This window comes from Vibrio sp. Hep-1b-8, from assembly GCF_006124995.1.
GTDB lineage: Bacteria > Pseudomonadota > Gammaproteobacteria > Enterobacterales > Vibrionaceae > Vibrio.
This window is the reverse complement of sequence record NZ_QEWN01000110.1, coordinates 41,103-66,007: the sequence shown is the minus strand read 5'-3', so window position 1 is coordinate 66,007 and position 24,905 is coordinate 41,103. Positions and strand designations below refer to the sequence as shown.

Annotated in this window: 25 protein-coding genes and 1 other RNA gene; 19 read left to right on the top strand and 7 right to left on the bottom strand. The window is 45.4% G+C overall.

The annotated features are described in order from the left end of the window. The first annotated feature begins 138 nt into the window (after window positions 1-138). The 6 genes from nudF to parC all read left to right on the top strand — a co-directional run bounded on the left by nudF (window position 139) and on the right by parC (window position 7,057). The gene (nudF, locus tag DA100_RS13045) at window positions 139-768 is read left to right on the top strand and encodes an ADP-ribose diphosphatase (RefSeq protein WP_138972542.1); all 630 of its coding nucleotides are present in this window, start codon (window positions 139-141) and stop codon (window positions 766-768) included. After that, window positions 756-1,196 (top strand): DUF1249 family protein, encoded by a 441-nt coding sequence (locus DA100_RS13040; RefSeq protein WP_138972541.1) that lies wholly within the window; start codon window positions 756-758, stop codon window positions 1,194-1,196. The genes nudF and DA100_RS13040 overlap by 13 nt, the downstream gene beginning before the upstream one ends. A 9-nt stretch (window positions 1,197-1,205) precedes the next feature. Then, window positions 1,206-2,027 (top strand): 3',5'-cyclic-AMP phosphodiesterase, encoded by an 822-nt coding sequence (cpdA, locus tag DA100_RS13035; protein WP_138972540.1) that lies wholly within the window; start codon window positions 1,206-1,208, stop codon window positions 2,025-2,027. A 9-nt stretch (window positions 2,028-2,036) separates the two neighbouring features. Beyond that, entirely contained in the window at window positions 2,037-2,618 is a 582-nt protein-coding gene (gene yqiA, locus DA100_RS13030; protein ID WP_138972539.1) for an esterase YqiA, read from the top strand. A gap of 272 nt (window positions 2,619-2,890) precedes the next feature. Then, window positions 2,891-4,771: a DNA topoisomerase IV subunit B gene (parE, locus tag DA100_RS13025; protein ID WP_138972538.1), complete on the top strand. Its 1,881-nt coding sequence runs from the start codon at window positions 2,891-2,893 to the stop codon at window positions 4,769-4,771. Window positions 4,772-4,774: 3 nt separating this feature from the next. Continuing rightward, entirely contained in the window at window positions 4,775-7,057 is a 2,283-nt protein-coding gene (parC, locus tag DA100_RS13020) for a DNA topoisomerase IV subunit A (protein WP_138972537.1), read from the top strand. Between the two features lie 58 nt (window positions 7,058-7,115). Here the strand turns inward: parC and degS are convergent, their stop codons facing one another. The 3 genes from degS to zapG all read right to left on the bottom strand — a co-directional run bounded on the left by degS (window position 7,116) and on the right by zapG (window position 10,268). Beyond that, window positions 7,116-8,180: an outer membrane-stress sensor serine endopeptidase DegS gene (degS, locus tag DA100_RS13015; protein ID WP_138972536.1), complete on the bottom strand. Its 1,065-nt coding sequence runs from the start codon at window positions 8,178-8,180 to the stop codon at window positions 7,116-7,118. Between the two features lie 130 nt (window positions 8,181-8,310). Beyond that, on the bottom strand, window positions 8,311-9,678 hold the full coding sequence (locus tag DA100_RS13010; protein WP_138972535.1) for a DegQ family serine endoprotease: 1,368 nt from the start codon (window positions 9,676-9,678) through the stop codon (window positions 8,311-8,313). Between the two features lie 128 nt (window positions 9,679-9,806). Next, complete coding sequence (gene zapG / locus DA100_RS13005; protein ID WP_138972534.1) at window positions 9,807-10,268, bottom strand: Z-ring associated protein ZapG; 462 nt, start codon at window positions 10,266-10,268, stop codon at window positions 9,807-9,809. 152 nt (window positions 10,269-10,420) lie between these two features. On the opposite strand from zapG, the gene zapE reads away from it, so the two are divergent. The 8 genes from zapE (at window position 10,421) to sspB (ending at window position 16,764) form a co-directional block, all read left to right on the top strand. After that, the gene (gene zapE / locus DA100_RS13000; protein WP_138972533.1) at window positions 10,421-11,527 is read left to right on the top strand and encodes a cell division protein ZapE; all 1,107 of its coding nucleotides are present in this window, start codon (window positions 10,421-10,423) and stop codon (window positions 11,525-11,527) included. A gap of 249 nt (window positions 11,528-11,776) precedes the next feature. Beyond that, on the top strand, window positions 11,777-12,205 hold the full coding sequence (gene rplM / locus DA100_RS12990) for a 50S ribosomal protein L13 (RefSeq protein WP_138972532.1): 429 nt from the start codon (window positions 11,777-11,779) through the stop codon (window positions 12,203-12,205). 15 nt (window positions 12,206-12,220) lie between these two features. Then, complete coding sequence (gene rpsI / locus DA100_RS12985; protein ID WP_005436094.1) at window positions 12,221-12,613, top strand: 30S ribosomal protein S9; 393 nt, start codon at window positions 12,221-12,223, stop codon at window positions 12,611-12,613. Window positions 12,614-12,942: 329 nt separating this feature from the next. Continuing rightward, on the top strand, window positions 12,943-13,536 hold the full coding sequence (gene petA, locus DA100_RS12980) for a ubiquinol-cytochrome c reductase iron-sulfur subunit (protein WP_138972531.1): 594 nt from the start codon (window positions 12,943-12,945) through the stop codon (window positions 13,534-13,536). Continuing rightward, complete coding sequence (locus DA100_RS12975) at window positions 13,536-14,801, top strand: cytochrome bc complex cytochrome b subunit (RefSeq protein ID WP_006877361.1); 1,266 nt, start codon at window positions 13,536-13,538, stop codon at window positions 14,799-14,801. The genes petA and DA100_RS12975 overlap by 1 nt, the downstream gene beginning before the upstream one ends. Beyond that, window positions 14,798-15,535 carry a cytochrome c1 gene (locus tag DA100_RS12970; RefSeq protein WP_138972530.1) on the top strand — a complete coding sequence of 246 codons (738 nt, stop codon included), beginning with the start codon at window positions 14,798-14,800 and terminating at the stop codon, window positions 15,533-15,535. Before DA100_RS12975 ends, DA100_RS12970 begins: the two co-directional genes overlap by 4 nt. 96 nt (window positions 15,536-15,631) lie before the next feature. Next, window positions 15,632-16,267 (top strand): stringent starvation protein SspA, encoded by a 636-nt coding sequence (sspA, locus tag DA100_RS12965; protein WP_138972529.1) that lies wholly within the window; start codon window positions 15,632-15,634, stop codon window positions 16,265-16,267. Between the two features lie 11 nt (window positions 16,268-16,278). Beyond that, complete coding sequence (gene sspB, locus DA100_RS12960; RefSeq protein WP_138972528.1) at window positions 16,279-16,764, top strand: ClpXP protease specificity-enhancing factor; 486 nt, start codon at window positions 16,279-16,281, stop codon at window positions 16,762-16,764. Window positions 16,765-16,818: 54 nt separating this feature from the next. Here sspB and DA100_RS12955 read toward each other — a convergent pair whose 3' ends face one another. Genes DA100_RS12955 through DA100_RS12940 form a run of 4 tightly spaced genes read right to left on the bottom strand, consistent with a single transcriptional unit; the run spans window position 16,819 to window position 20,143 of the window. Continuing rightward, the gene (locus tag DA100_RS12955; RefSeq protein WP_138972570.1) at window positions 16,819-17,379 is read right to left on the bottom strand and encodes a BON domain-containing protein; all 561 of its coding nucleotides are present in this window, start codon (window positions 17,377-17,379) and stop codon (window positions 16,819-16,821) included. Between the two features lie 3 nt (window positions 17,380-17,382). Then, complete coding sequence (locus tag DA100_RS12950) at window positions 17,383-17,973, bottom strand: phosphoheptose isomerase (RefSeq protein WP_138972527.1); 591 nt, start codon at window positions 17,971-17,973, stop codon at window positions 17,383-17,385. A gap of 3 nt (window positions 17,974-17,976) precedes the next feature. After that, window positions 17,977-18,345 carry a YraN family protein gene (locus DA100_RS12945; protein ID WP_171052219.1) on the bottom strand — a complete coding sequence of 123 codons (369 nt, stop codon included), beginning with the start codon at window positions 18,343-18,345 and terminating at the stop codon, window positions 17,977-17,979. Then, window positions 18,332-20,143, bottom strand: a complete 1,812-nt coding sequence (locus tag DA100_RS12940) for a penicillin-binding protein activator (RefSeq protein ID WP_138972525.1) — start codon at window positions 20,141-20,143, stop codon at window positions 18,332-18,334. Before DA100_RS12940 ends, DA100_RS12945 begins: the two co-directional genes overlap by 14 nt. A gap of 63 nt (window positions 20,144-20,206) precedes the next feature. Here DA100_RS12940 and rsmI point away from each other — a divergent pair, with 63 nt between their 5' ends. The 5 genes from rsmI to DA100_RS12915 all read left to right on the top strand — a co-directional run bounded on the left by rsmI (window position 20,207) and on the right by DA100_RS12915 (window position 24,902). After that, window positions 20,207-21,070 (top strand): 16S rRNA (cytidine(1402)-2'-O)-methyltransferase, encoded by an 864-nt coding sequence (rsmI, locus tag DA100_RS12935; RefSeq protein WP_138972524.1) that lies wholly within the window; start codon window positions 20,207-20,209, stop codon window positions 21,068-21,070. Between the two features lie 197 nt (window positions 21,071-21,267). Next, an RNA gene (rnpB, locus tag DA100_RS12930) (RNase P RNA component class A) lies at window positions 21,268-21,720 on the top strand. Window positions 21,721-21,906: 186 nt separating this feature from the next. After that, entirely contained in the window at window positions 21,907-22,857 is a 951-nt protein-coding gene (rsmH, locus tag DA100_RS12925; RefSeq protein WP_138972523.1) for a 16S rRNA (cytosine(1402)-N(4))-methyltransferase RsmH, read from the top strand. A gap of 6 nt (window positions 22,858-22,863) precedes the next feature. Beyond that, window positions 22,864-23,181, top strand: a complete 318-nt coding sequence (ftsL, locus tag DA100_RS12920; RefSeq protein WP_138972522.1) for a cell division protein FtsL — start codon at window positions 22,864-22,866, stop codon at window positions 23,179-23,181. Next, window positions 23,178-24,902 carry a penicillin-binding transpeptidase domain-containing protein gene (locus DA100_RS12915; protein WP_138972521.1) on the top strand — a complete coding sequence of 575 codons (1,725 nt, stop codon included), beginning with the start codon at window positions 23,178-23,180 and terminating at the stop codon, window positions 24,900-24,902. Before ftsL ends, DA100_RS12915 begins: the two co-directional genes overlap by 4 nt. The last annotated feature ends 3 nt before the right edge of the window (window positions 24,903-24,905 follow it).

Below are 24,905 nucleotides of genomic sequence, written 5' to 3'. Positions count from 1 at the left end.
TTAACTATCCAGCTGTGCAATAAATATAATTCATCAATTTAAATTAAACTGCAAAAATTGTATGAAAAGTTGAGCCACGTCCTTGGAAGTTACGCTTAGGTCTGAGTAAACTATAAGATTCACTCAGAGAGGTGCCAAATGCAACAGTCTGACCAGCAACATAAGCAGTTTACTCGCCAAGATGTGGAAATAATCTCAAAAGAAACACTGTTTCAGGGATTTTTTAAAATGATTAAGTACCGCTTCAAACATAAGTTGTTTGAAGGTGGGTGGAGTGAAACTATCGAACGCGAAATGTTCGAGCGTGGACACGCAGCGGCTATGCTACCTTACGATCCGATTAGAGACGAGGTGGTATTGATTGAACAGATCCGCGTTGGCGCTCTTGAACATGACAGCCCTTGGCAGCTGGAAATCGTCGCAGGCATGATAGATCGTGAAGAAGACGCTGAAAGTGTTGTTCGACGTGAAGCAGTAGAAGAAGCCGGTATTGAAGTAGGTCAGTTAGAGAAAGTAACCTCGTATTACCCTTCATCAGGCGGTTGTTCCGAAAAACTTGATGTGTATGTCGGTCAAGTTGATGCGAGTACAGCGAATGGGATTCATGGTTTAGACTATGAAGGTGAGGATATTCGAGTTCATGTGGTATCCCGCCAGCAAGCCTACCAATGGGTTATTGATGGGAAATTTGAAAATGGTGCCTCCATTATTGCATTGCAATGGTTGGAGCTTAACCAGCAACGTTTGAAGAGACAATGGCGCACGTAGCACTAAAGAAACCGTATCATGTTGATTTATCTGACCTGATGCGCACATATGAGACAAATTACGCAAAACTGAACGCTTTGCTGCCTTATCAGCCGAGTGTCGGTGATGTACGCTGCTATCAAGCTGCTTATATGACGTATCAGATTCAAGTGGTCGAAGTCACAAAGTACACAACTTTGGTCGACATTTGTCAAAGTGATGACGTTCCAGTATTTCCATTGCCAACAATGTCTGTCAGGCTCTACCACGATGCTCGCGTAGCAGAAGTTTGTAGCTGTGAACATCTTAAACGTGTGAATGCTCGATACGACTACCCGAATGATAAGATGCTGCAACAAGATGAAAAGGTACAACTCAATCGTTTTCTCGGTGATTGGCTGTCATTTTGTTTGAAACAGGGTATCAGTCGCACTCCATTGAATATTTAGGTTTTAGTTTTGAAAGTAACGTCAAGTTCCTTAGATAGCGGCAGTATAAAGCTACTCCAGATTACTGATACTCATTTATTTGAGCCAGCGGATGGTAGTCTGCTCAGTGTTAAAACTCTCGATAGTTTTAGTGCAGTTATTGCCGCTATTGTGCAGGAGAAGCGATCGTTCGATGCGATTCTCTCAACGGGTGATATCTCTCAGGATCACTCTGCTGGCTCCTATCAAAGATTCGAGCAAGGCATTGCACCACTTGAGAAAACATGTTTCTGGTTACCGGGCAATCATGACTTTAAACCGGCCATGGGTTCGGTCTTACCTTCACCTCAGATTCAACAGGTTGAACATGTCTTGCTCGGTGAAAAGTGGCAAATGATATTGCTTGATTCTCAGGTTGTCGGTGTACCTCATGGTCGCTTGAGCGATCAACAACTGACACTGCTTGATGAAAAGCTCAGCGAATATCCAGAGCGTTATACGCTTGTTTTAATGCACCATCATCCCCTGTTGGTTGGTAGCCGTTGGTTAGATCAGCATGCACTGAAAGATGCTGAAGATTTTTGGCAAGTGGTAGACAAACACAGCAGCGTTAAAGCGGTGTTATGTGGGCATGTGCATCAAGATATGAACGTTGTGTATAAAGGTGCGAGAGTGATGGCCACGCCATCGACTTGTGTTCAGTTTAAACCTAATAGCGATGACTTTGCGTTGGATACGCTTTCCCCTGGCTGGCGTGAACTAGAGTTACATGCCGATGGTAGTGTGTCGACAGAAGTAAAACGCTTACCAGCTGGCAGTTTCCAGCCTGATTTCACTTCTGCTGGCTATTGAGGAAAGAAAATGAAACCGTCTTTACTACTTTATATTCATGGTTTTAACAGTTCACCATTGTCACTCAAAGCAAATCTAATGCGAGAGTACTGTGAACAGTATCGTCCAGATATTAAGGTAGTGATACCGCGTTTACCTTGTTTTCCTGAGCAAGCTGCACAGCATCTGTTGGATATTGTCAATCAATATAAAGATGATTATCAGATTGGCTTGGTCGGAAGTTCGCTTGGTGGTTATTTTTCGATGTGGCTCAATGCGCAGTTTGCCTTTAAAGCGGTAGTGGTTAACCCTGCGGTCAAGCCTTATGAGCTGCTTGCGGATTTTCTTGGTGAGCAAGAAAACCCGTACACTCAAGAGCGTTATGTTTTAGAGCATCACCATATTGTTGAACTCAAGCAACTCGACACTCCGGTTATTAACACGCCGTCGGACTTTTGGTTGCTACAGCAAACCGAGGATGAAGTTCTCGACTATCGTCAAGCAGTGCAACATTTTTGTGGAGCTAAGCAGACTGTCGAGCAAGGTGGTGATCACAGCTTCGTCAACTTCGAGCGTTATCCGGCTAAGATCATCGAATTCTTGGCGCTTTAATCTGCCTGGTTAGTGTTGATGAACCTAACGTCTTTCGCTCTCAATGACATATTCATTGAGGGAAGAGTCATAATTTTACTTGTTACTTACTTATCTCTCTTGACATAATTGGGTCTGTTCCAGACTATGTCTCACCAGTACTTGTGTGGATTTGAAGTGTTTGGATTTTCGTCGTTAACCTTGTGGATACCCGACAAGGTTGCCATTTAAGCCGACACATTTAAATCGCCTGCCAAGTAAACCTTTTATTACCTAAGACGAAATTCCGTATTATGACTGAACAATATAATGCTGGGGCCATTGAGGTTCTTAATGGTTTGGAGCCAGTACGTCGCCGACCAGGGATGTATACGGATACAGCGCGCCCAAACCACTTGGGCCAAGAAGTCATCGACAACAGTGTCGATGAAGCGCTAGCCGGACACGCTTCAAAGGTTCAAGTAATTTTACATGCCGACCAATCACTTGAAGTGATCGATGATGGTCGTGGCATGCCTGTAGATATCCACCCTGAAGAAAAAGTTTCAGGGGTTGAACTGATACTATGTAAGCTGCACGCTGGTGGTAAGTTTTCCAATAAAAACTACCAATTTTCAGGTGGCTTACACGGTGTTGGTATCTCGGTAGTAAACGCGCTGTCTAAGCGTGTTGAAGTGACCGTTCGTCGTGATGGGCAAGTGTATGAAATTGCATTTGAACATGGCGAGAAAGTATCTGACTTAACGGTGACTGGCACTTGTGGTCGTCGCAACAAAGGTACCAGCGTTCACTTCTGGCCGGACACGAAGTATTTCGATTCAGCAAATTTTTCTGTTACACGTCTAGTCAATAACCTACGAGCAAAAGCGGTTCTTTGTCCTGGCTTAGAAATTACCTTTAGCGATAAGGTAAATGGCAAAGATTACAGTTGGTTATATGAAGATGGCCTGAAAGACTACCTAGCTGAAGGAGTCAAAGGGTACACGGTTCTACCAGAAGAACCTTATACCGGTGAGTTTTCTGCTGAAACAGAGGCTGCTAACTGGGCCGTGATCTGGCAACCAGAAGGTGGTGAGCTGATCACCGAAAGTTACGTTAACTTGATTCCAACGGCACAAGGCGGTACTCACGTTAACGGCCTACGCCAAGGCTTGCTCGATGCAATGCGTGAATTTTGCGAGTTCCGTAATCTGTTACCGCGTGGCGTGAAACTGACGGGGGATGACGTTTTCGATCGTTGTTCTTACGTGTTGTCGGTGAAAATGCAAGATCCGCAGTTTGCTGGTCAAACTAAAGAACGACTCTCTTCACGTCAGACGGCGGCATTCGTTTCTGGCGTCGTTAAAGATTCATTTAGCCTGTGGTTGAATGAAAAGCCTCAGTTAGCTGAGCAACTGGCAGAAGTCTGTATCGCCAACGCACATCGTCGTATGCGTGCGAGTAAAAAGGTTGTGCGTAAAAAAGTCGCTTCTGGCCCTGCTTTGCCAGGTAAGTTAACCGACTGTTCAGTTCAGGACTTAAACCGCACTGAAATCTTCTTTGTCGAAGGTGACTCGGCTGGTGGTTCTGCTAAACAGGCGCGTGATCGTGAGTTTCAAGCTGTGATGCCGCTACGAGGTAAGATCCTGAATACTTGGGAAGTCTCGCCTGATCAGGTTCTCGCGTCTCAGGAAGTTCATGACATCTCTGTGGCATTAGGTATCGATCCTGATACCGAGAACTTAGACGGTCTTCGCTACGGTAAAGTTTGTATCCTTGCCGATGCAGACTCGGATGGTCTTCATATCGCCACTTTGCTATGTGCATTGTTTACACGCCATTTCCGTTCGCTAGTTGAAGCGGGGCACATCTATGTCGCGATGCCTCCACTGTATCGTATCGACTGTGGAAAAGAGGTTTTCTATGCGCTTGATGATGATGAAAAAGAAGGCATTTTAGAGCGTTTGTCGAAGAAGAAAGCCAAAATCAACGTGCAGCGATTCAAAGGTCTGGGTGAAATGAATCCACTTCAGCTACGTGAAACGACCATGGATCCCAACACTCGTCGTTTGGTTCAGTTAACGATTGACGATAGTGAAGCAACGATGGAAATGATGGATATGCTGCTAGGTAAGAAGCGAGCGGATGACCGTCGCTCTTGGTTGCAAAGCAACGGCGATATGGCAGAGGTTTAACGAATGTCGACAGAAATTACATATGATGGCGTTGAACAGTTGCCAATGCGCAAGTTCACTGAAGACGCTTATCTAAATTACTCAATGTACGTAATCATGGATCGTGCTTTGCCATACATTGGTGATGGTTTAAAGCCGGTTCAGAGACGTATCATTTACGCAATGTCAGAGTTGGGTCTCTCAGCCTCTGCTAAGTACAAAAAGTCAGCCCGTACCGTTGGTGACGTGTTAGGTAAATATCACCCACATGGTGATTCAGCATGTTATGAAGCTATGGTTCTTATGGCTCAGCCATTCTCTTACCGCTACCCATTAGTGGATGGTCAAGGTAACTGGGGTGCGCCAGACGATCCTAAATCGTTCGCTGCGATGCGTTATACCGAAGCTAAACTATCTAAGTTTGCTGAGGTATTGCTAGGAGAACTAGGGCAGGGTACGGTTGAGTGGCAGCCTAACTTTGACGGCACAATGAAAGAGCCGCAAATGTTGCCAGCACGTTTGCCTCACATTCTACTCAATGGCGTAACAGGTATTGCTGTTGGTATGGCAACGGATATTCCACCTCACAACGTACGTGAAGTGGCGGATGCAACGATTCATTTGATCGATAATCCAAAGTCAGAACTTGCCGATATCATGAACTTTGTTAAAGGTCCTGACTATCCGACTGAAGCAGAGATCATTTCTCCAAAGGCAGATCTAGATAAGATTTATCGTACTGGACGAGGCAGCATTAAGATGCGTTCGGTCTGGCACAAAGAGGGCAATGAGATTGTCATTACCTCTCTTCCTCACCAAGTGTCAGGTGCCAAGCTTCTAGAGCAAATCGCTGGCCAGATGCGTGCGAAAAAACTGCCGATGGTTGATGATCTTCGTGATGAATCTGATCATGAAAACCCGACACGAATTGTTGTTGTACCGCGTTCCAACCGAGTGGATAGCGATCAGTTGATGAATCACTTGTTTGCATCGACGGATCTAGAAAAGAACTTCCGTGTTAACCTAAACATGATTGGTCTTGATAACCGTCCTCAGGTTAAAGGATTAGTTCAGATTCTCTCTGAGTGGATCGAGTTCCGCCGTACAACTGTTCGTCGCCGTCTACAGTATCGATTAGATAAAATTCTTGCTCGACTACACATCTTAGAAGGTTTGTTGATTGCCTATCTAAACCTTGATGAAGTGATTGAGATTATCCGTACTGAAGATGATCCAAAAGCCGTGCTGATGGCACGTTTTGGCATCACTGATATTCAAGCTGATGCGATTCTAGATACCAAACTTCGTCACCTAGCCAAGCTAGAAGAAATGAAAATCCGTGGTGAACAAGAAGAGCTCGAAAAAGAGCGTGACAAGCTAGAGTTACTGCTAGGTTCTGAGCGTCGTCTTAACACGCTACTTAAGAAAGAGATTCAAGCTGACGCTGAAAAATACGGTGATGACCGTCGTTCACCTATGGTTGAACGCGCTGAAGCGAAAGCGTTGACTGAAAGAGATCTTGTGCCTAGTGAACTAATCACGGTGGTTCTTTCTGAAAAAGGCTGGATTCGTCACGCGAAAGGTCACGATGTTGATGCGGGCACACTGAACTACAAGTCTGGTGATAATTACCTTGCCCATGCGCGCGGTAAGAGTAACCAGCAAGCGGTATTCTTAGGCAGTGATGGACGTAGCTACTCACTAGAGTCACACTCGCTACCATCTGCACGAACTCAAGGCGAGCCAATTACAGGACGCTTGAACGTCAACGCAGGGACGAGTATTCGTCACGTTGTGATGGGTGAAGAAGATCAACTGTGGTTAGTTGGTTCGGATGCCGGATATGGCTTTGTGTGTAAAGGCAGTGACCTATTGTCGAAGAACCGCAGTGGTAAAGCATTAGTGAGCTTACCTCAAAACTCAGAGGTACTGTTACCAAAAGCGATTGGAGATCTGGATAGTGATGAGATCTTAGCCATCACGAACCAAGGGCGTATGCTGCTGTTCCCAATCAAAGATCTTCCTCAGCTTGGCAAAGGTAAAGGTAACAAGATCATCAACATACCGGCGGCAAAAGCCAAAGATCGTGAAGAGTTTGTTTCTCACTTGATTGCTCTACCACAACAGAGCACCGTTACGCTTTATGCAGGTAAACGCAAGCTCGGTCTTCGACCATCGGATCTTGAAAACTTCCGTGGTGAAAGAGGACGACGTGGTGGTTTACTACCTCGTGGGTTACAAAGAGTGACGCGGATTGAAATTGAAACCGCTGGCTCTAGCGACATAGAGCCTGATGTTCAAGAGTGATAAAAAAACCCATGCATTGCATGGGTTTTTTCTTATCCAATTAGAATGACTATCAAGGTTATTCGCGGGTATCTTCTTTTATCGTCACTTTAAGTGTCTTCTCTTGTCCTTTATGCAGGATCAGCACATCAACGACAGTACCAGGACGAAGTTCGGTGACTATGTCCAAGACGCTCTGGCGGCCATTAATTTTTTGTCCGTCAATCTTGAGAATGATGTCTTGTTCTTCAAAACCAGCTTCCGCTGCTGGGCCGTTAGGATCAACCCCAAGAACCACAATTCCACCGAGATGTTCGCTACCTAACAAGCGAGAGGTCACCGAGTTAATATCTTGCCCGTCAATGCCGATATATCCGCGAATAACGCGACCGTCAGCAATAATTTTCTGCATTATTTTATTGGCGAGTGCAAAAGGAATCGCAAAAGAGATACCGTAGGTTTCCAACTCCGTTGCCTGCTGGAATGAAGCAGTATTGATACCGACCAATTCACCTTGAGTATTGACCAAGGCTCCCCCAGAGTTACCCTCGTTGATCGCGGCATCTGTTTGAATAAAGGCTTGATGTCCGTCTGCACTAATTGAAGAACGACCTGTCGCTGAAATAATGCCGAATGTGGTTGTTTGGCCGAGGTTATATGGATTTCCAATAGCTAAAACAACATCACCGACTTTTGGCGAGTAGTCTGGATTCAAAGGAATGACGGGTAGGTTTTCGCCTTCGACACGAAGTACGGCAATGTCTGTACGTCTGTCTTTACCAACCAGCTGTGCCGCGGCTATCCGACCGTCTTGTAAAGCCACAATGATTTGGTCTGCTTGAGCAACAACATGATAGTTAGTAATGATGTAGCCTTTTTCACTAACAATGACTCCCGATCCAAGTCCCTGTGTGAGTAATTTCGAACGGTCTTCTTCGGTGTACTTACGGCTATAGATATTGACCACGGCAGGAGCCGCTTTACGGACGGCTTGATTGAATGAAATCTGTACCTGAGTGCTATCAATATTGCTGGTTTGTACCGTGGCAGGAACAAGGTTGGAACGCAAGGATGGAACCGCGAGCAATAGCAGGACAGCGGTAGCGAGTCCCAAACCTACAGATCGCAATACGAATTGCAGCATGCTTTCCTCATCAATAGTCATAAAGTGTTTTAGTCGGTGAAGAATAGCATTAGATGAGAAAATAATAAAAGGACAGCGGGTTGAGCAGCTGTCCTTTCAAAGCGATATCGCGTTTTGAGTGAAATGTTATTTAACGAATAACAAGGTAAATGCTTCGTTCACCACGCTGAATGTTGAGTGCAAGAACACCTGACTGTTTCTCAACTATTTTTCTAAACTCCGCTAAGTTCTTCACTCTTTGACGGTTTACACCGATGATAATGTCATCCTTTTGCAGCTGATAAGCTTCCGCGTTGGAGCCTTTTTCGACGGTTGACACCTTAACACCCTGCACTTTATCACTGGCCGTTGTGTTGGTGAGCTCTGCCCCTGCCAAACCTTCATGAAGTTTGTCGGCTGTGGTTTTAACATTGGTTTGCGCACCAAGGGTGACATCAAAAGACTTCTGCTTACCATCTCTGACGACACCTAGCGTTACCTTTTTACCAGCACCCAGGGTGGCGACTTTAGCTCGAAGTTCACTAAATGAGTTAATTGCCTTGTCATTTACCGAAACGATCACATCGCCAGCCTCAATGCCGGCTTTATCGGCTGCACTGTCTGGTGCCACTTGGCTAACAAACGCACCTTTACTTGATTCATAGCCTAAGGCTTCTGCAAGTTCCGAGGTAATCTCACCGCCTTGCACACCAAGCATACCGCGCTTCACTTCACCAAATTCTAAGATTTGGTCAGTGAGGTTATTCATCATATTGGAAGGAATCGCGAAACCTATCCCGACGTTACCACCATTTGGTCCAAGAATTGCGGTGTTGATACCAATCAACTCACCCTTCAGGTTGACCAAAGCACCACCAGAGTTACCACTATTGATCGCTGCATCGGTTTGGATAAAGTTTTCGAAGTTCTCAATGTTTAGACCACTGCGACCCAGAGCAGAGACAATACCAGACGTCACGGTTTGACCAAGACCAAATGGATTACCAATCGCAACAGTGAAATCGCCGACTCGCAACTTGTCTGAATCTGCAATCTTGATTTCGGTAAGATTTTTCGCTTTTTCGAGCTTTAACAGGGCAACATCAGACATCTGGTCGCCACCGACCAACTCTGCGTCATATTCTCTGCCATCGTGAAGTTTGACGCGAATTTTTTCTGCACCATTAATCACGTGGTAGTTAGTCACTACATGACCTTGCTTGGCATCGATAATCACACCAGAACCTAAACCACGGAATGGCCTTTCTTGCAGTTGTTCAGTTGGAAAATCAGGACCGAAGAAAAAGCGAAACTGTTCAGGAATTTGTTGGCGAGACACTTGAGTGCCTTCAACTGAGATACTGACTACCGCGGGAGTGACTTTCTCAAGCATTGGAGCGAGGCTTGGCAGTTGTTCACCATCAACCGTAAACGGTAAAGCAGCAGTCGCTTGCATTGGCGTGATGATTGAACTTAGGCTTAGAGAGAGAACGGTTAAGGCAAGCAAAGGTTTTTTCATCGGATACTCCTATATAGTTAAGCCCCAAAAATTCAAACGTTTATACGTTGAAGAAGAATTAAAGGGGCACTTATCGGAATTTAAGACTCAAAAAACGATGTAAAGTTCATCACAAAAGAAAGATTGGGTTATGACGCTTTAGCGGAGACCACGTCTTGTGAGTCTAGAATTTCTTTTTTCTGGTCTTTTAGTAATCCAGTTGAACCTGCTGCGTAGTCTTTTGGAGCTTCGCTAAGAGGTTGAACCGTAGAATCAGAATCGAAAACGTGAGAATCGACCTCTGATTGTTGACTAATCTTCTTGATAAACGGATTGTCTTGTTCAGGAAGATTAGGCAGTAACTCCGCAGAGGTTTTAGCCATGTGTTGATAAAGCTTAGTGTACTCTTTACCTAGTGAGTCGAGCATTTCAGCAGACTGTGCAAAATGATCAGCAAGATCTTGTTTTTGCTGCTCTAATTCAAATTTGGCCTTATCCAAATCTTTCTGAACGTTCTTCTGCTTCTTATATCCGGGCGTCGTAAGACGTGAAATGACAGCGCCTAAAAGCATCCCAACAAGCAAGCCTACAAGGGCGTAAATCCAAGGCATAATTGCTCCTTATCATTGTTATTTAACATGTTTTTTACTGGTTAGTTACACATGTTCAAATCACATGGTACTATGAGTGCTTAAGCCAATAAAGAAAAATGCATGTGCTCTACATAGCAGTTTAACAGTCTTCTTCATTAGGTATCGAAGCGATGACGCCACTAGAAATCTATAATAAAGATATAAAAGAACACGGTTTTCAGAAAGATGCTGCTCAGTTACAAGCGGTAACCGCCTTAGATAAGCTCTATCATGAATTCATTGAATACCTAGAAACCCCGATAGAAAAACCATCAGGGTGGAAAACTTGGTTCAGTAATAAACAGCCTAAGCTTCCAGAATCGCCTAAAGGTCTTTATTTCTGGGGTGGGGTTGGGCGTGGTAAAACCTATCTAGTTGATACCTTTTTCGATGCACTTCCAACCGAAAAAAAAATGCGAGTTCACTTTCACCGTTTTATGTACCGCGTACATGATGAGTTGAACGCACTTGGGGATGTCAATGATCCACTTGAGTTGGTTGCTGATAAATTCAAGGCAGAAACCGAGATCATCTGTTTTGATGAGTTTTTTGTTTCAGATATTACCGATGCCATGATTCTGGGGACTCTGTTTCAGGCGCTGTTTAAGCGTGGTGTCATTCTGGTTGCGACATCAAACATTCCGCCACAAGACCTTTACCGAAACGGATTACAGAGAGCTCGATTTCTCCCTGCGATTGCACTGATTCAGGCCAATTGCGTAGTACTCAATGTAGATAGTGGTATTGATTATCGCTTGAGAACGCTAGAACAAGCAGAAATCTATCACTCCCCCCTTGATGAGCAAGCCAGTAAGAACCTTTGTCACTACTATGAGCAACTGGTTGGTGAAGGTAAAAAGGGAGTGAGTGTCATAGACATAAACCACCGTCAGATTGAGGTGGTGCAAGCGTCGGAAGGTGTGCTTCACGCTACCTTTGCTCAGTTATGTAAATCTGCGCGTAGCCAGAATGACTATATAGAGCTATCGCGTATTTACCACACCGTGCTATTGGCTGATGTTCAGCAGATGAACGCGAGCATTGATGATGCAGCTCGCCGCTTTATCGCCTTAGTCGATGAGTTCTACGAGCGTAACGTTAAGCTTATCATCTCGGCTGAAGTAGAGTTGGAGGCTCTTTATGCGGGTGGCTTACTTGAGTTTGAGTTCAAACGTTGTCAGTCGAGATTGATTGAAATGCAAAGCCATGATTATTTGGCGAAAGAGCATTTAGCTTAGCGAGCTTGTGGTTAAAGGGTTGAGCTTGAAAAAAAATGAAATTTTTATCCAAAAAAAGGTGATTTTTTCAACTGACTTCTCTATAATCCTGCGACCCACCGTTACTGCAGACCTTGATTATCGAAGGTATTTCGACATAACGGGTCGAGAGTGCCAACCACTCGAAGGGGTGTTGACTGGACTCTTAGTCAGTGGGAGCAAGCTTGCTCCTTAAGTGTAAATTTAAATATTGAACGGGTTATTATTAGCATGAAAACTTTCGTTGCTAAACCAGAAACTGTAAAACGCGACTGGTACGTTGTAGACGCTGAAGGTAAAACTCTTGGTCGTCTAGCAAGTGAAATTGCATCTCGCCTACGTGGCAAACATAAAGCTGAATACACTCCACACGTTGACACTGGTGATTATATCATCGTTGTAAACGCGGAGAAAGTTACTGTAACTGGTAACAAGGCTAAAGGTAAGATTTACTACCGTCACTCTGAATTCCCAGGCGGCCTAAAATCAATCAGCTTCGAGAAGCTAATTGATCGTAAGCCAGAGATGGCTCTTGAGCTAGCGGTTAAAGGTATGCTACCACGTGGTCCTCTTGGCCGTGCTATGTACCGTAAGCTTAAAGTTTACGCTGGCGCTGAGCACAACCATGTTGCTCAACAACCACAAGTACTAGACATCTAATCGGGGATTTCGGAAATGGCAGAGAATCAATACTACGGCACTGGCCGTCGCAAAAGCTCAGCTGCGCGTGTTTTCATCAAACCAGGCAGCGGCAACATCGTAATCAACAAGCGTAGTCTTGATGAGTACTTCGGTCGTCCAACTTCTCGCATGGTTGTTAAACAACCTCTTGAGCTAGTTGAACTAACTGAGAAACTAGACCTATACGTTACTGTTAAAGGTGGCGGTATTTCTGGTCAAGCTGGTGCTATCCGTCACGGTATCACTCGCGCTCTAATGGAATACGATGAGTCTCTACGTCCTACTCTACGTGCAGCTGGTTACGTTACTCGTGACGCTCGTTGCGTTGAACGTAAGAAAGTTGGTCTACGTAAAGCACGTCGTCGTCCACAGTTCTCTAAGCGTTAATCTTTTTTCGAAAAGATTCGCTTCCAATGCTTGCATTGGATGTGGCACCAAAAAGCCTGGCATTATGTCAGGCTTTTTTGTTTTTCCGCTCCAAAAAAATCCTTTGTCACCCGTACTTACTGTTTGATTTGTCGTACTTACGCAGCTTTTGTGACGTCACTGGCGATTCGCCTCACAAATGTTACAAAAAGGTAGCTTTATCTTGTCAAAAAGTAGGGTTTTATTTATCATTTGCCATCAAATAAATACAACTAAATTCGTATTTTGTTAGCCATGCTCTTTAAGCGGAATAACAATAATCCACAAGGAGCAAATGGGAGAATGTTTGGATGAGCAATGCGCCTTTAAATAACGGTCGCAGACGTTTCTTAACTGCTACAACAGCTGTTGTTGGTGGTTTAGGAGCAGCTGCTGTCGCCGTTCCTTTTATTAAATCTTGGAACCCAAGTGAAAAAGCCAAAGCTGCGGGTGCCCCTGTTGAAGTTGATATCGGTAAACTTGAAGAAGGGCAGATGGTACGTGTCGAGTGGCGTGGTAAACCTGTATGGGTTGTACGTCGTGCACAAACCGTAGTCGATGGACTGAAAGCAATTGATGGTCAACTACGTGACCCTGCATCTGGAGAAGAACAGCAGCCAACTTATGCTCAAAACGCTTACCGCTCAATTAAGCCTGAGTATTTTGTCGCTGTTGGTATCTGTACGCACCTTGGTTGTTCTCCAACCTATTTACCTGACAGTTTTGCTGAACAAGTTCAGGGTGTTAAGTCTGGTTTCTTCTGTCCATGTCACGGCTCTAAGTTCGACATGGCTGGTCGTGTATTCCAAGGTGTACCTGCACCACTTAACCTAGTTGTTCCAAAACACATGTACCTAAGTGATACCAGAATCCTTATCGGTGTTGACGAAGAAGGGGAGGCATAATGCAAGCTCTACTTGATTGGGTAGAAAAACGCATACCCGCAATGAATGCGTACAAGAAGCACCTTTCTGAGTACCCGATGCCAAAGAACTTTAACTTTTGGTATCTATTTGGTTCGCTAGCGATGCTTGTATTGGTCAACCAAATCCTAACGGGTATTTGGTTAACAATGAACTACGTACCGTCTGGTGATGGCGCGTTTGCGTCAATCGAATACATCATGCGTGATGTTGAGTACGGTTGGTTGTTACGTTACATGCACTCAACGGGTGCTTCGGCATTCTTCGTTGTTGTTTACCTACACATGTTCCGTGGCTTAATCTACGGTTCTTACCAGAAGCCTCGTGAGCTACTATGGATCTTCGGTATGCTAATCTTCCTCGTGTTGATGGCAGAAGCATTCATGGGCTACCTACTACCATGGGGTCAGATGTCTTACTGGGGTGCACAGGTAATCATTTCTCTGTTTGGTGCCATTCCTGTTATCGGTGATGATCTAACACTTTGGATTCGTGGTGACTACGTAATCTCTGGTGCGACGCTTAACCGTTTCTTCGCTCTACACGTTATCGCACTACCAATCGTACTATTGCTGTTGATCGTTCTACATGTTCTAGCTCTGCACGAAGTGGGTTCAAACAACCCTGATGGTATTGAAACTAAGCTGCCAAAAGGCACGATGGGCGACGATTACCAGACACAGTTTAAGTTCCACGACTACTACACTAAGAAGTACGATATCATCGACTCTATTCCTTTCCACCCATACGGTACGGTTAAGGATATGGTCGGTGTAGCAGGATTCTTGTTCCTATTCTGTTACGTGTTGTTCTTCAACCCAGAAATGGGCGGTTACTTCCTTGAGCCACCTAACTTTGAAGCAGCGAACCCACTGAAAACACCTGAGCACATTGCTCCTGTATGGTACTTCACTCCGTTCTACGCGATTCTGCGTGCGGTTCCAGACAAGCTATTAGGTGTTATTGCAATGGGTGCGTCGATTGCGGTTCTATTTGTACTACCTTGGCTAGACCGTTGTCGCGTGCGTTCTTACCGCTACCGCAGTAAGTTCCATTTATTCAACATCATCCAGTTCACGATCAGCTTTATCGCGTTGGGTATTCTTGGTGCGCTTCCAGCAACACCAACGTACACGCTACTAGCTCAGATCTTCAGCTTAGCTTACTTCATGTTCTTCGTACTGCTGTACTTCTACAGTAAGAACGAAGCGACTAAGCCACTACCAGAAAGGGTGACATTCAAATGAAAAAATGGATTGTAATTTTATTTGCAATGCTGCCTTCATTGGCAATGGCAGCGGGTGCGAACGTACCACTAGATAAAGCAAACAACGATCTGAGTGACCAAGCTTCATTGCAAAACGGTGCAAAGCTGTTTATGAACTACTGTTTTGGCTGTCACTCAGCTCAATACCAACGTTACGAGCGAGTTGGTCGTGACATCGGTATTCCTCTAGATTTGCTAAAAGACAATTTAATCTTCGACTCAGAAGCAAAAGTGGGTGACTTGATGGAGAACGCAATTCCAGATAAGTCAGCGGCGAAATGGTTCGGTGCTCCACCGCCAGATCTAACACTTGTTGCTCGTGTTCGTGGTACAGATTGGCTATACACTTACCTACGTGCTTTCTACGAGGATCCAAGCCGTCCGTTTGGCGTGAACAACATTGTTTTCCCAAGCGTTGGTATGCCTCACGTTCTTGAAGAGCTACAAGGTATTCCTAAGCCAGTGTATGAAACGCACGTAGTTGATGGTAAAGAAGTGACGAAAGTTGTTGGCGTAGAAGCTGATGGCAGCGGTGAGCTTAACCGTGAAGAGTACGACAATGCAGTTCGCGATTTGGTGAACTTCCTTGAGTACTCAGGTGACCCAGTGAAGCTTGAGCGTCACGCTCTTGGCTGGTGGGTTATGGGCTTCTTAATCATCTTTACAATCGTTGTTGTATTGCTGAAGAAAGAGTATTGGCGTGATGTGCACTAATTGTGCTACGATACCGTGCTAATTCCCAAATTTTTAACTTAACAATGGAGGCTTAGCCTCCATTGTTTTTATTTTGTAAGTGTGCTGGAGGGCTCCATGGCTGTAGCTGCCAATAAACGTTCTGTGATGACTCTATTTTCAAGTGCATCTGATATGTATAGCCATCAGGTTCGTATTGTTCTAGCAGAGAAAGGTGTAAGTGTAGAAGTAGAGCTTGTTGATGAAGCAAATCTACCTGCTGAACTTATCGAACTTAATCCATATAAGACAGTACCAACACTTGTTGACCGTGAACTAGCGCTTTACGACTCAAAGATCATCATGGAATACTTAGATGAGCGTTTCCCTCATCCACCATTGATGCCTGTATACCCAGTCGCTCGTGGTAACAGCCGTCTAATGATCTTCCGTATCGAGAAAAACTGGTACACGCTTGCTGAAAAGATTGTAAAAGGCACTGCTGATGAAGCAGAAGCTGCCCGCAACAAACTGCGCAACGATCTGCTAACTCTAGGCCCTGTTTTCGCTGAGTATGAGTACTTCATGAGCGAAGAATTCAGCCTAATCGACTGCTACCTAGCACCATTGCTATGGCGTCTGCCTCAACTTGGTATTGAACTAGTTGGTCCAGGGTCGAAAGAGCTTAAAGTTTACATGAATCGTGTATTTGAGCGTGATTCATTCCTAGCTTCTCTAACGGAAGCTGAACGTGAAATGCGTCTAACTCGTTAATTGGCGAGAAGATGGATATTGTCAATATGACACCACGCCGACCATATATGCTTCGTGCGTTTTATGATTGGTTGGTGGATAACGATTTAACGCCGCATGTCGTAGTGGCAGCAGAACTGCCTGGTGTCCGAGTGCCGATGGAGTTTGTTCAAGATGGACAAATCATCCTAAATATTGCTCCTAGAGCGGTGGGTAACTTGGAACTAGGAAACGAAGCGATCACCTTTAATGCTCGTTTTAGTGGTCGTCCTCATTCTGTTATCGTCCCTTTGTATGCTGTTCAAGCTATTTATGCCCGTGAAAATGGCGCAGGTACCATGTTTGAACCCGAAGAAGCTTACATGGGCGAATATGAAGAAGAAGGGATTTATGAGGAACAAGATGAAGAGAACTCTTTGTCTGTTGCTGACGAGAGTGCGGAACGAGAGTCCCTCAACTCTGATGATGAGCCTCCAAGACCGACCAAAGGGCGTCCAAGCCTAAGAGTAGTCAAATAAAAAAGCAGCGCTAATGCGCTGCTTTTTTATCTCAATTTGTTGTGCTTAGCCCTGTTAATGAAAGGCACGTACCACCTGTTTGACACCAGATATGTTGCGCGCCAACTCGGTTGCAATGTCAGCATGTTGTTGAGAAACATAACCGAGTAGGAAGACTTCTTTGTCTTCGGTGATCACTTTAATTTTTACGCCGTTAAGCTCCGAGTTCGCCAGTAAAGCGGATTTCACTTTCGTCGTTATCCAACTATCGTGGCTAATCTCGCTCACAGACAACGGTGCTTTAACACGCAGCTGATTGTGAATGTTTTTAACGCCTTTGATTTTACGTGCTTGCGATTCAAACTCTTGCTTGAGTTGATCGCTGTTTGCCTGTCCCATCAAAACTACGGTGCCGTTGTATGAACTGGCAGTAATACGGGCATTGCCTCTGAATGGGGGCTTGTTACCAATACCCGCGACTTCAAACTCAATATTATTATCGTTCCAGATCTCTTGCGTTGTTCGAGGGTCAATAACGATTGCGGCTGTCGTCGCTGCGCCAGCAACAAATAGACCAGCGCATCCGGTGAGATTGAGTAGCAATAGAGATAACAGTAGAGGTTTAAACCAATTCATCATTTAGTCTTCGTGTGCAGGAAACAATACTTGGTCGATAAGATCGCATAAGCAGTGTAGCGTCACCATATGAACTTCGTGAATTCTTGCTGTTCTGTGAGATGGGATCCGAATCTCCACATCGTTCTCACCCAATAACCCTGCCATTTCACCGCCATCTTTGCCTGTTAAGGCGATGATAGTCATGTCTCTTGTCACCGCAGCTTCCATCGCCTTGATGATATTTTTGCTATTCCCGCTGGTGGAAATAGCCAGCAGAATGTCACCAGTCTGACCAAAGGCGCGAACTTGCTTAGAGAAAATCTCTTCGTAGTGATAGTCGTTTGCGACCGCGGTAAGAGTCGTGTTATCGGCGGTTAAGGCCATTGCAGGTAGGCTAGGGCGCTCAGTTTCAAAACGGTTTAAAAGGCAAGAAACAAACTGTTGTGCGTTCGAGGATGAGCCACCGTTGCCACAACACAGGATCTTGTTGCCATTAAGAAGACTAGCAACCATAGCTTGTGCGGCATGTGTAATGGCATCAGGCAATGCTTCTGCTGCGGCAATTTGAATTTGAATACTTTCAGTAAAACTGTCTTTAATGCTGTCTAGCATCGATTATCCTTGAGTTATTACGTTTTTGAGCCATTCGATTTGGTGACCATGGTTATGAATCGCCACCAAGTCAAAGCGAAAATCTGTCGAGTAAACGGATAAGCCGTTCTTCATTAGCCATACATTTGCGGTTTTTATTAGCTTGCGTATTTTGCTAGGCGTGACGGTCTCCGCAGCATGTCCGAACGATTGGCTTTTACGATAGCGTACCTCAACGAAGACGATAGTTGTACCATCGCGCATAATGAGGTCTATCTCGCCAGCTTTGGCTAGGAAGTTTCGCTCAATTAATGAGAGGCCGCAACCAGTAAGATACTTTTGTGCTGCGGCTTCGTAGTGTTGTCCGTGCTCTCTTTTATTAGTTGGCACTATGCTCCGCCCAACTGATCTCGCGCTGTACGACGCAATTATCGTCGATACTTAGCAAGCCAGTATTTCCCTCGATAGAGTAGCCTTGAATGACTTTCATTTGAGGGAGATGTTCCATCAAACGGTAAGCATCCATACCTAGGGCTTGCAGGCGCTTCTCTGCGTTAGAATCTTTCGGCCACAATTTATCCATTTGAGCTTTCAGGCTTGCATCTGGTTGAATTAATAGTGGAATATCACTGTACATCACACCGGTTAGATCTTCATACTGCTGACGGCCACTATTGCTGCGTGAGTTAGAATAGAGCTTCGGTGGGAGCGTATCTGGGTTAATCGCTACTTCAATAAATGGTTTGATTAATGTTAACTCAGCACTGCTTGCAACGATGTAGACTGCATCGACATCGCGGCGACTGCGTGGTTGGCTCTCCAGCGGGATACTAAGTAAAGATTCCATCTGAGCAATGTGCTGCTGGCTATCTTGCAAACCGAATACTTTATTGATGTCACGTTGTAGTTGGCGTTTATCACCAAAGAGGTTTACCGCCACCTTGTTATCACTGTATTTGCTCCACTCTTGCTTAAACGCATCCACGACACGTGAGCCTAAACGGCCATTAGGAGCAAGGATGAGCGGGTATTGGTAGCCTTGTTTAGCTAAATGTTTTGCAGCTTGAGCAACTTCTTGCTCAGGCGAAAGGGCGAGATAGCAAGTGTTGTTTCCCGCTTCAACATTATCAGGGATGTTAAGCGCAAGCATCGGTAAACTTGAAGTAAAGCTTGCTTGAGCTTGTTGCAGTTTCTCAATGTTCTCTTTAAGTAACGGGCCTACAACTGAATCAATTTGCTTTTCAACTAAGGTTGACTCTAATTCAGCTACGCTTGTTGCATTGGTATCGATCACGGTGAGCGTTGCGTTAGGATCTCGTTCCTTATCATTCATCATCTCTAGGATGAAGCCGTCGCGAATTAGCTTAGCTTGTTGAGCAAACTTGCTACTAAGTGGTAGCAGTAGCGCTGTGTTGACGGGTTTAATGAGTTCAAGAGACAAAATTTCATTAATTGCCTGCGGAGTGTATAGCGATGCAGGGTGAGTTGGATTAGCCGCTAACCATTGTTCTAAGCTGCTTTTCAACTGCGGTAGGTTGCTCGCATAGTTCTTGGTGAAGCCAGTCACTTCAAGCCAGCCAGCGATAACAGGGTCTGTCTCTTGTTGCTTGAAGGTGTCAAGTTGAGTTCCGGTGTATTGGCCTAAATTGTTCCAGATACTTTGTGCCACAAAAGCTTGCTCACTTTCCGGTAAGTAACCGCTGCTTAACGATAGTTCACGAGTGGCATTGAAAAAATCACCTTGTTTTGTGAATAGGGAGGCGCGAAGTTGGTGGTAGTTTAGCCACTGCTCATCGGCAAGTTGCCACGATGGTCTGAAATTAAGTTGTGAGAGCGCTTCTTGGTGCTGATTTTGAGCAACAAGTAGTTCTGCACGAGCGAGTTGCCATTCGGCTTGCTGCATATCGGTTAAGGATTGACGAGCTAAACGCTTCATCAATAGCTCCGCTTGAGTTGCGTCTCCAGCATCGATAGAGGCTTTCAGTGCCATGATTAGCCAATCATTTTGTAGGCTTCCTTGGCTGCTATCAGCACGCATCAGATAGGTCTGGATTGGCTGATTTGGGTCGAGGGTAATATCGACACTTGTTGGCGCCTTTGGAGCAGAAGAACACGCTGCCAATGTGACAGCAAGTGCTACAGGAGTCAGTAAGCGTGTTACACTGAGACGCTTGTGGTTTTTCATGGCCATGAGCTCTTTGTTAATTCCGTATAAAATTGTGTCTATATTAATCGTTGAAGTGATGGTAAACAAATGACAGATAACAAAACCTTACTAACTGAGGTTCCTACCCTTTATATCGTACCTACACCAATTGGCAATCTGGGCGATATTACTCAGCGAGCGATTGAAGTGCTATCTAATGTCGATCTTATTGCCGCAGAAGATACACGTCATACAGGTAAGTTGCTTTCTCACTTCAATATTCAAACTAAAACTTATGCTCTCCATGATCATAATGAACAGCAAAAAGCGCAAGTCTTAGTCGACAAATTGTTAGCTGGGCACTCAATTGCACTCGTTTCTGATGCCGGCACCCCATTAATTAGTGATCCAGGATACCATCTTGTCACGCAATGTCGTCAGGCGGGCGTTAAAGTTGTCCCACTGCCAGGGGCTTGCGCAGTGATTACCGCGCTCAGCGCATCGGGATTACCTTCTGACAGATTCAGCTTTGAAGGGTTCTTACCTGCGAAAAGCAAGGGACGAAAAGATAAGTTCCTAGAAATCGCCAAAGTAGAACGTACATGTGTATTCTACGAATCCCCTCACCGCATCCTAGATTCACTTGCGGATATGCTAGACATTTTGGGGCCTGAGCGAGAAGTTGTTCTTGCCCGTGAACTGACCAAAACCTTTGAGACTATTCAAGGTATGCCACTGGGTGAATTGGTGGAATGGGTTAAAGCTGATGAGAATCAGCAGCGTGGTGAAATGGCGCTGTTGATTCATGGTTACCGTTCGAGTGAAGAAGAGACCTTGCCAGAGGAAGCGACTCGCACACTGGCGATTTTGACCAAAGAGTTACCCCTTAAAAAAGCCGCCGCATTGGCCGCAGAAATATACAACCTGAAGAAAAATGCGCTGTATAAGTGGGGGTTGGAGAACTTGAGTTAAGAGTTGAGACATTGGAGTCGAGAATCAAGAAGAAGCCGCTTTAGCTCTAGCTTTCCATTGCTCGACTCTCGAAGGGCAGCGTTCTTACCTCGCGAAGTAACGTATTCTGTCTGTTCCTTGACCACTTAACGCCTCGTTTGCATCATATTTGTGATCTCGCTAGACACTTAGTGGATTAGTCTATACAATCCGCCCTCGGAGCTGACTGGGTAGTCGCTGCTTTGTTGATGTCCTTCGGGAGACTGACGTTGAGGTCCCTTTGGGAGACTGACGTTGACGTCCTTCGGGAGACTGACGTTGATGTCCTTCGGGAGACTGACAGAGGGGAGGAAAGTCCGGGCTTCATAGAGCAAGGTGCCAGGTAACGCCTGGGGGGCGCAAGCCTACGACAAGTGCAGCAGAGAGAAGACCGCCGATGGCCCTAGGGCACAGGTAAGGGTGAAAGGGTGCGGTAAGAGCGCACCGGACGACTAGTAATAGTTCGTAGCAGGGTAAACTCCACCTGAAGCAAGACCAAATAGGCCTCCACATTGCGTTGCTCGCGTAAGGAGGCGGGTAGGTTGCTCGAGCCAGTGAGCGATTGCTGGCCTAGACGAATGGCTACCGCCGCGCAAGCGGAACAGAACCCGGCTTATGTGTCGGCTCCACCTATTCGAGACCCATCGTAACTTTGTTGTTATGATGGGTTTTTTGCTTTTAATTGACCAAATTTATTTCCGAACCATTAAACTTGGCGCTAAATCACGAGTTCTCATGTGCTAATAGTGGCGATACGCCGCTAAATCAGTACACTGGAGAATCTGAATCCGTCAATGCGACAGCCACATGAGATAACTATGACCGAAGCATTTAAACACATATCCGTACTCCTGCATGAATCGATTGATGGCTTAGCAATAAAGCCTGACGGTATCTATATCGATGGTACATTCGGTCGTGGCGGTCATAGCCGTACGATATTGTCTAAGTTGGGCGAAAATGGTCGCCTTTACAGTATCGACCGTGACCCACAAGCTATCGCTGAAGCAAACAAAATTGACGATCCTCGCTTTACCATTATTCATGGTCCTTTCTCTGGTATGGCGGACTATGCCGAAGAGTATGGATTGGTTGGTAAAGTGGATGGTGTTCTACTGGATCTGGGTGTTTCTTCTCCTCAACTTGATGACGCTGAGCGTGGTTTCAGCTTTATGAAAGATGGTCCGCTGGATATGCGAATGGATCCAACGTCTGGTATCCCGGTTTCACAATGGCTGCTGGAAGCTGATTTGGATGATATTACTTGGGTTATCCGCGAGTTTGGTGAAGATAAGCATGCGCGTCGCATTGCTAAAGCGATCGTTGCTTACCGTGAGAACGAAGAGAACGAGCCTCTGACGCGCACCAGTCAGTTAGCTAAGCTGATTTCTGATGCAGCACCAAAGAGCTTTAAAGAGAAAAAGCATCCAGCCACACGTGCTTTCCAAGCCTTCCGTATTTACATCAACAGTGAGTTAGAAGAAATCGATACGGCGCTAAAAGGTGCAGCAAAGATTCTTGCGCCACAAGGTCGCCTATCAGTGATTAGCTTCCACTCTCTGGAAGACCGCATGGTAAAACGCTTTATTCGTAAAGAGAGTAAAGGACCAGAAGTGCCTCACGGTATTCCAATGACTGAAGAGCAGATCAAAGCTTTAGGCAGTGCGAACTTAAAAGCGGTTGGTAAGGCAATCAAGCCGTCAAAACAAGAAGTTGAACACAATGCACGTTCACGCAGTTCAGTGCTACGTATTGCAGAAAAGCTATAACAAACAATGAGTAAGTCAACGCCCAATCTCGCTAAGCTGATTGCACTCGATCTTTTGAGTGTTGGTCGTGTACCGCTAATCTTCCTCTTGATGATTTTTGCTAGTGCGATGGGGGTGGTATTTACGACTCACCACACACGCCAAGCCATTACCGAAAAAGATCAGGCCTTAGTTGAACGTGAGAGGCTTGATAATGAATGGCGTAATTTGTTACTTGAAGAAACTGCATTAGCCGAGCACAGTCGCGTACAAGCCGTGGCAAAACAAGAGCTGGAAATGAAGCGTCCAGATTCCGATAAAGAAGTCATTATTAACCTCCCATGAGCAAGAAAGAAAAACACGCTGAGCCGAAAGCCGAGCCGCAGCCAACTCATCTTATCCATTGGCGATTCTATGTAGTGCTATTTTTTGTTTTTTGTGCCTTTGCAGCACTTGCTGGTCGTATCGCTTATATCCAAATTATTGAACCTGATAACTTGATCAAGCAGGGGGATTTACGTTCGGTTCGAGCCAAAACGCTGCATTCAGCTCGCGGCATCATTTCTGATCGCAATGGCGAACCTTTAGCGGTAAGTGTTCCTGTTGAGGCGGTTTGGGCTGATCCAGTGGCCATTTTCAAAGCCGGTGGTCTAGATGATATAAACCGTTGGTATGCACTCGCTGACGTGTTAGGCGTTAAGCGTCAAAGCCTGATCGATAAGATTAATGACAACAAAGACCGTCGCTTTATCTATCTTCAGCGTCAGGTTAGTCCTGCAATGGCGCACTACATTCGCGAATTGAAACTTTCAGGCATCGGACTAAAGGCTGAGTCAAGACGTTACTATCCAGCAGGTGAGGTAAGTGCCCACTTAGTGGGGGTGACTGGGATTGATGGTCATGGTCTTGAAGGTGTTGAGCGCAGCTATGACAAATGGCTGACTGGTGAAGCCGGCAAACGGATTATTCGTAAAGACCGTTATGGACGCGTGGTAGAAAACATCTCTTTGGAAGAACGTGAAGAAGGTAAGCCGTTAGAGCTGACGATTGATCAACGTATTCAAGCGATCGCGTTCCGAGCCATTAAGCAGGCAGTTGCTGACTATCGTGCAACCTCGGGTTCTGCCGTTATCCTTGATGTGAAAACGGGAGCCGTCTTGGCGATGGTGAATGCGCCGTCTTACAACCCAAATAATCGCTCAGACCTTCAGTCTGCCAAAATGCGTAACCGAGTGATTACCGATGCGTTTGAACCTGGTTCAACGGTGAAACCTTTTGTTGTTTTGGCGGCTTTAGAGAACGGTGTTGCCGATGACAAAACGGTGATTGATACCGGTGACGGCATCATGCAAATTGGCGGAAGCCGTGTCCGTGATACCTCAAAAGTCGGTAAGGCTGACTTAACCACCATTCTTAAAAAGTCGAGTAATATTGGGGTGGCTAAACTGGCGTTAGAAATGCCACTCGAAGCCTTGTTAGGTATGTATAGTTCGGTGGGTTTTGGTGAAGTGTCAGGGCTCAACCTAGTTGGTGAAACACAGGGGATTTTCCCTAATCGTCGTCGCTGGTCAAAATTTGAAATCGCGACTTTATCATTCGGTTATGGTCTCACTATCACGCCTCTTCAATTAGCCCATGCTTATGCCACGTTGGGTAATTTAGGTCAGTATCAGCCCATTCATATCATCGAGAACAATCAGCAAGATCTGTCAAAACAAGTTATCGATAGAGAAAATGCTCGAAAAGTACTGGCGATGCTAGAAACGGTCACACAGCCTGGCGGTACTGCGACGAAAGCAGCCGTACCTGGTTACCGAGTTGCCGCAAAAACAGGTACTTCACGTAAAGCGATAGCGGGCGGTTATGGTGATGAATATTTTGCCTATACCGCGGGCGTAGCGCCAGCCAGCGATCCAAGAGTCGCTTTGGTTGTGGTGGTCAATGAACCACAAGGTGATAACTACTACGGTGGTTCTGTAGCGGGCCCCGTCTTTGCTGAAATATTAAAAGGGACGTTACAGATATTGAATGTAGCGCCTGACGAAAACAAATTTAAACAAGATTAAGTG

Excerpts from the sequence above, each read along its gene's own strand:
- ftsL (WP_138972522.1), top strand. The coding sequence starts at position 22,864 with ATGAGTAAGTCAACGCCCAATCTCGCTAAGCTGATTGCACTCGATCTT.
- sspB (WP_138972528.1), top strand. The coding sequence starts at position 16,279 with ATGGATATTGTCAATATGACACCACGCCGACCATATATGCTTCGTGCG.
- yqiA (WP_138972539.1), top strand. The coding sequence starts at position 2,037 with ATGAAACCGTCTTTACTACTTTATATTCATGGTTTTAACAGTTCACCA.
- degS (WP_138972536.1), bottom strand. The coding sequence starts at position 8,180 with ATGCTGCAATTCGTATTGCGATCTGTAGGTTTGGGACTCGCTACCGCT.
- rsmI (WP_138972524.1), top strand. The coding sequence starts at position 20,207 with ATGACAGATAACAAAACCTTACTAACTGAGGTTCCTACCCTTTATATC.
- DA100_RS12975 (WP_006877361.1), top strand. The coding sequence starts at position 13,536 with ATGCAAGCTCTACTTGATTGGGTAGAAAAACGCATACCCGCAATGAAT.
- nudF (WP_138972542.1), top strand. The coding sequence starts at position 139 with ATGCAACAGTCTGACCAGCAACATAAGCAGTTTACTCGCCAAGATGTG.
- DA100_RS12940 (WP_138972525.1), bottom strand. The coding sequence starts at position 20,143 with ATGGCCATGAAAAACCACAAGCGTCTCAGTGTAACACGCTTACTGACT.
- DA100_RS12970 (WP_138972530.1), top strand. The coding sequence starts at position 14,798 with ATGAAAAAATGGATTGTAATTTTATTTGCAATGCTGCCTTCATTGGCA.
- petA (WP_138972531.1), top strand. The coding sequence starts at position 12,943 with ATGAGCAATGCGCCTTTAAATAACGGTCGCAGACGTTTCTTAACTGCT.
- DA100_RS13040 (WP_138972541.1), top strand. The coding sequence starts at position 756 with ATGGCGCACGTAGCACTAAAGAAACCGTATCATGTTGATTTATCTGAC.
- DA100_RS12955 (WP_138972570.1), bottom strand. The coding sequence starts at position 17,379 with ATGAATTGGTTTAAACCTCTACTGTTATCTCTATTGCTACTCAATCTC.
- rpsI (WP_005436094.1), top strand. The coding sequence starts at position 12,221 with ATGGCAGAGAATCAATACTACGGCACTGGCCGTCGCAAAAGCTCAGCT.
- DA100_RS12915 (WP_138972521.1), top strand. The coding sequence starts at position 23,178 with ATGAGCAAGAAAGAAAAACACGCTGAGCCGAAAGCCGAGCCGCAGCCA.
- rsmH (WP_138972523.1), top strand. The coding sequence starts at position 21,907 with ATGACCGAAGCATTTAAACACATATCCGTACTCCTGCATGAATCGATT.
- zapE (WP_138972533.1), top strand. The coding sequence starts at position 10,421 with ATGACGCCACTAGAAATCTATAATAAAGATATAAAAGAACACGGTTTT.
- parC (WP_138972537.1), top strand. The coding sequence starts at position 4,775 with ATGTCGACAGAAATTACATATGATGGCGTTGAACAGTTGCCAATGCGC.
- sspA (WP_138972529.1), top strand. The coding sequence starts at position 15,632 with ATGGCTGTAGCTGCCAATAAACGTTCTGTGATGACTCTATTTTCAAGT.
- parE (WP_138972538.1), top strand. The coding sequence starts at position 2,891 with ATGACTGAACAATATAATGCTGGGGCCATTGAGGTTCTTAATGGTTTG.
- zapG (WP_138972534.1), bottom strand. The coding sequence starts at position 10,268 with ATGCCTTGGATTTACGCCCTTGTAGGCTTGCTTGTTGGGATGCTTTTA.
- rplM (WP_138972532.1), top strand. The coding sequence starts at position 11,777 with ATGAAAACTTTCGTTGCTAAACCAGAAACTGTAAAACGCGACTGGTAC.
- DA100_RS13010 (WP_138972535.1), bottom strand. The coding sequence starts at position 9,678 with ATGAAAAAACCTTTGCTTGCCTTAACCGTTCTCTCTCTAAGCCTAAGT.
- DA100_RS12950 (WP_138972527.1), bottom strand. The coding sequence starts at position 17,973 with ATGCTAGACAGCATTAAAGACAGTTTTACTGAAAGTATTCAAATTCAA.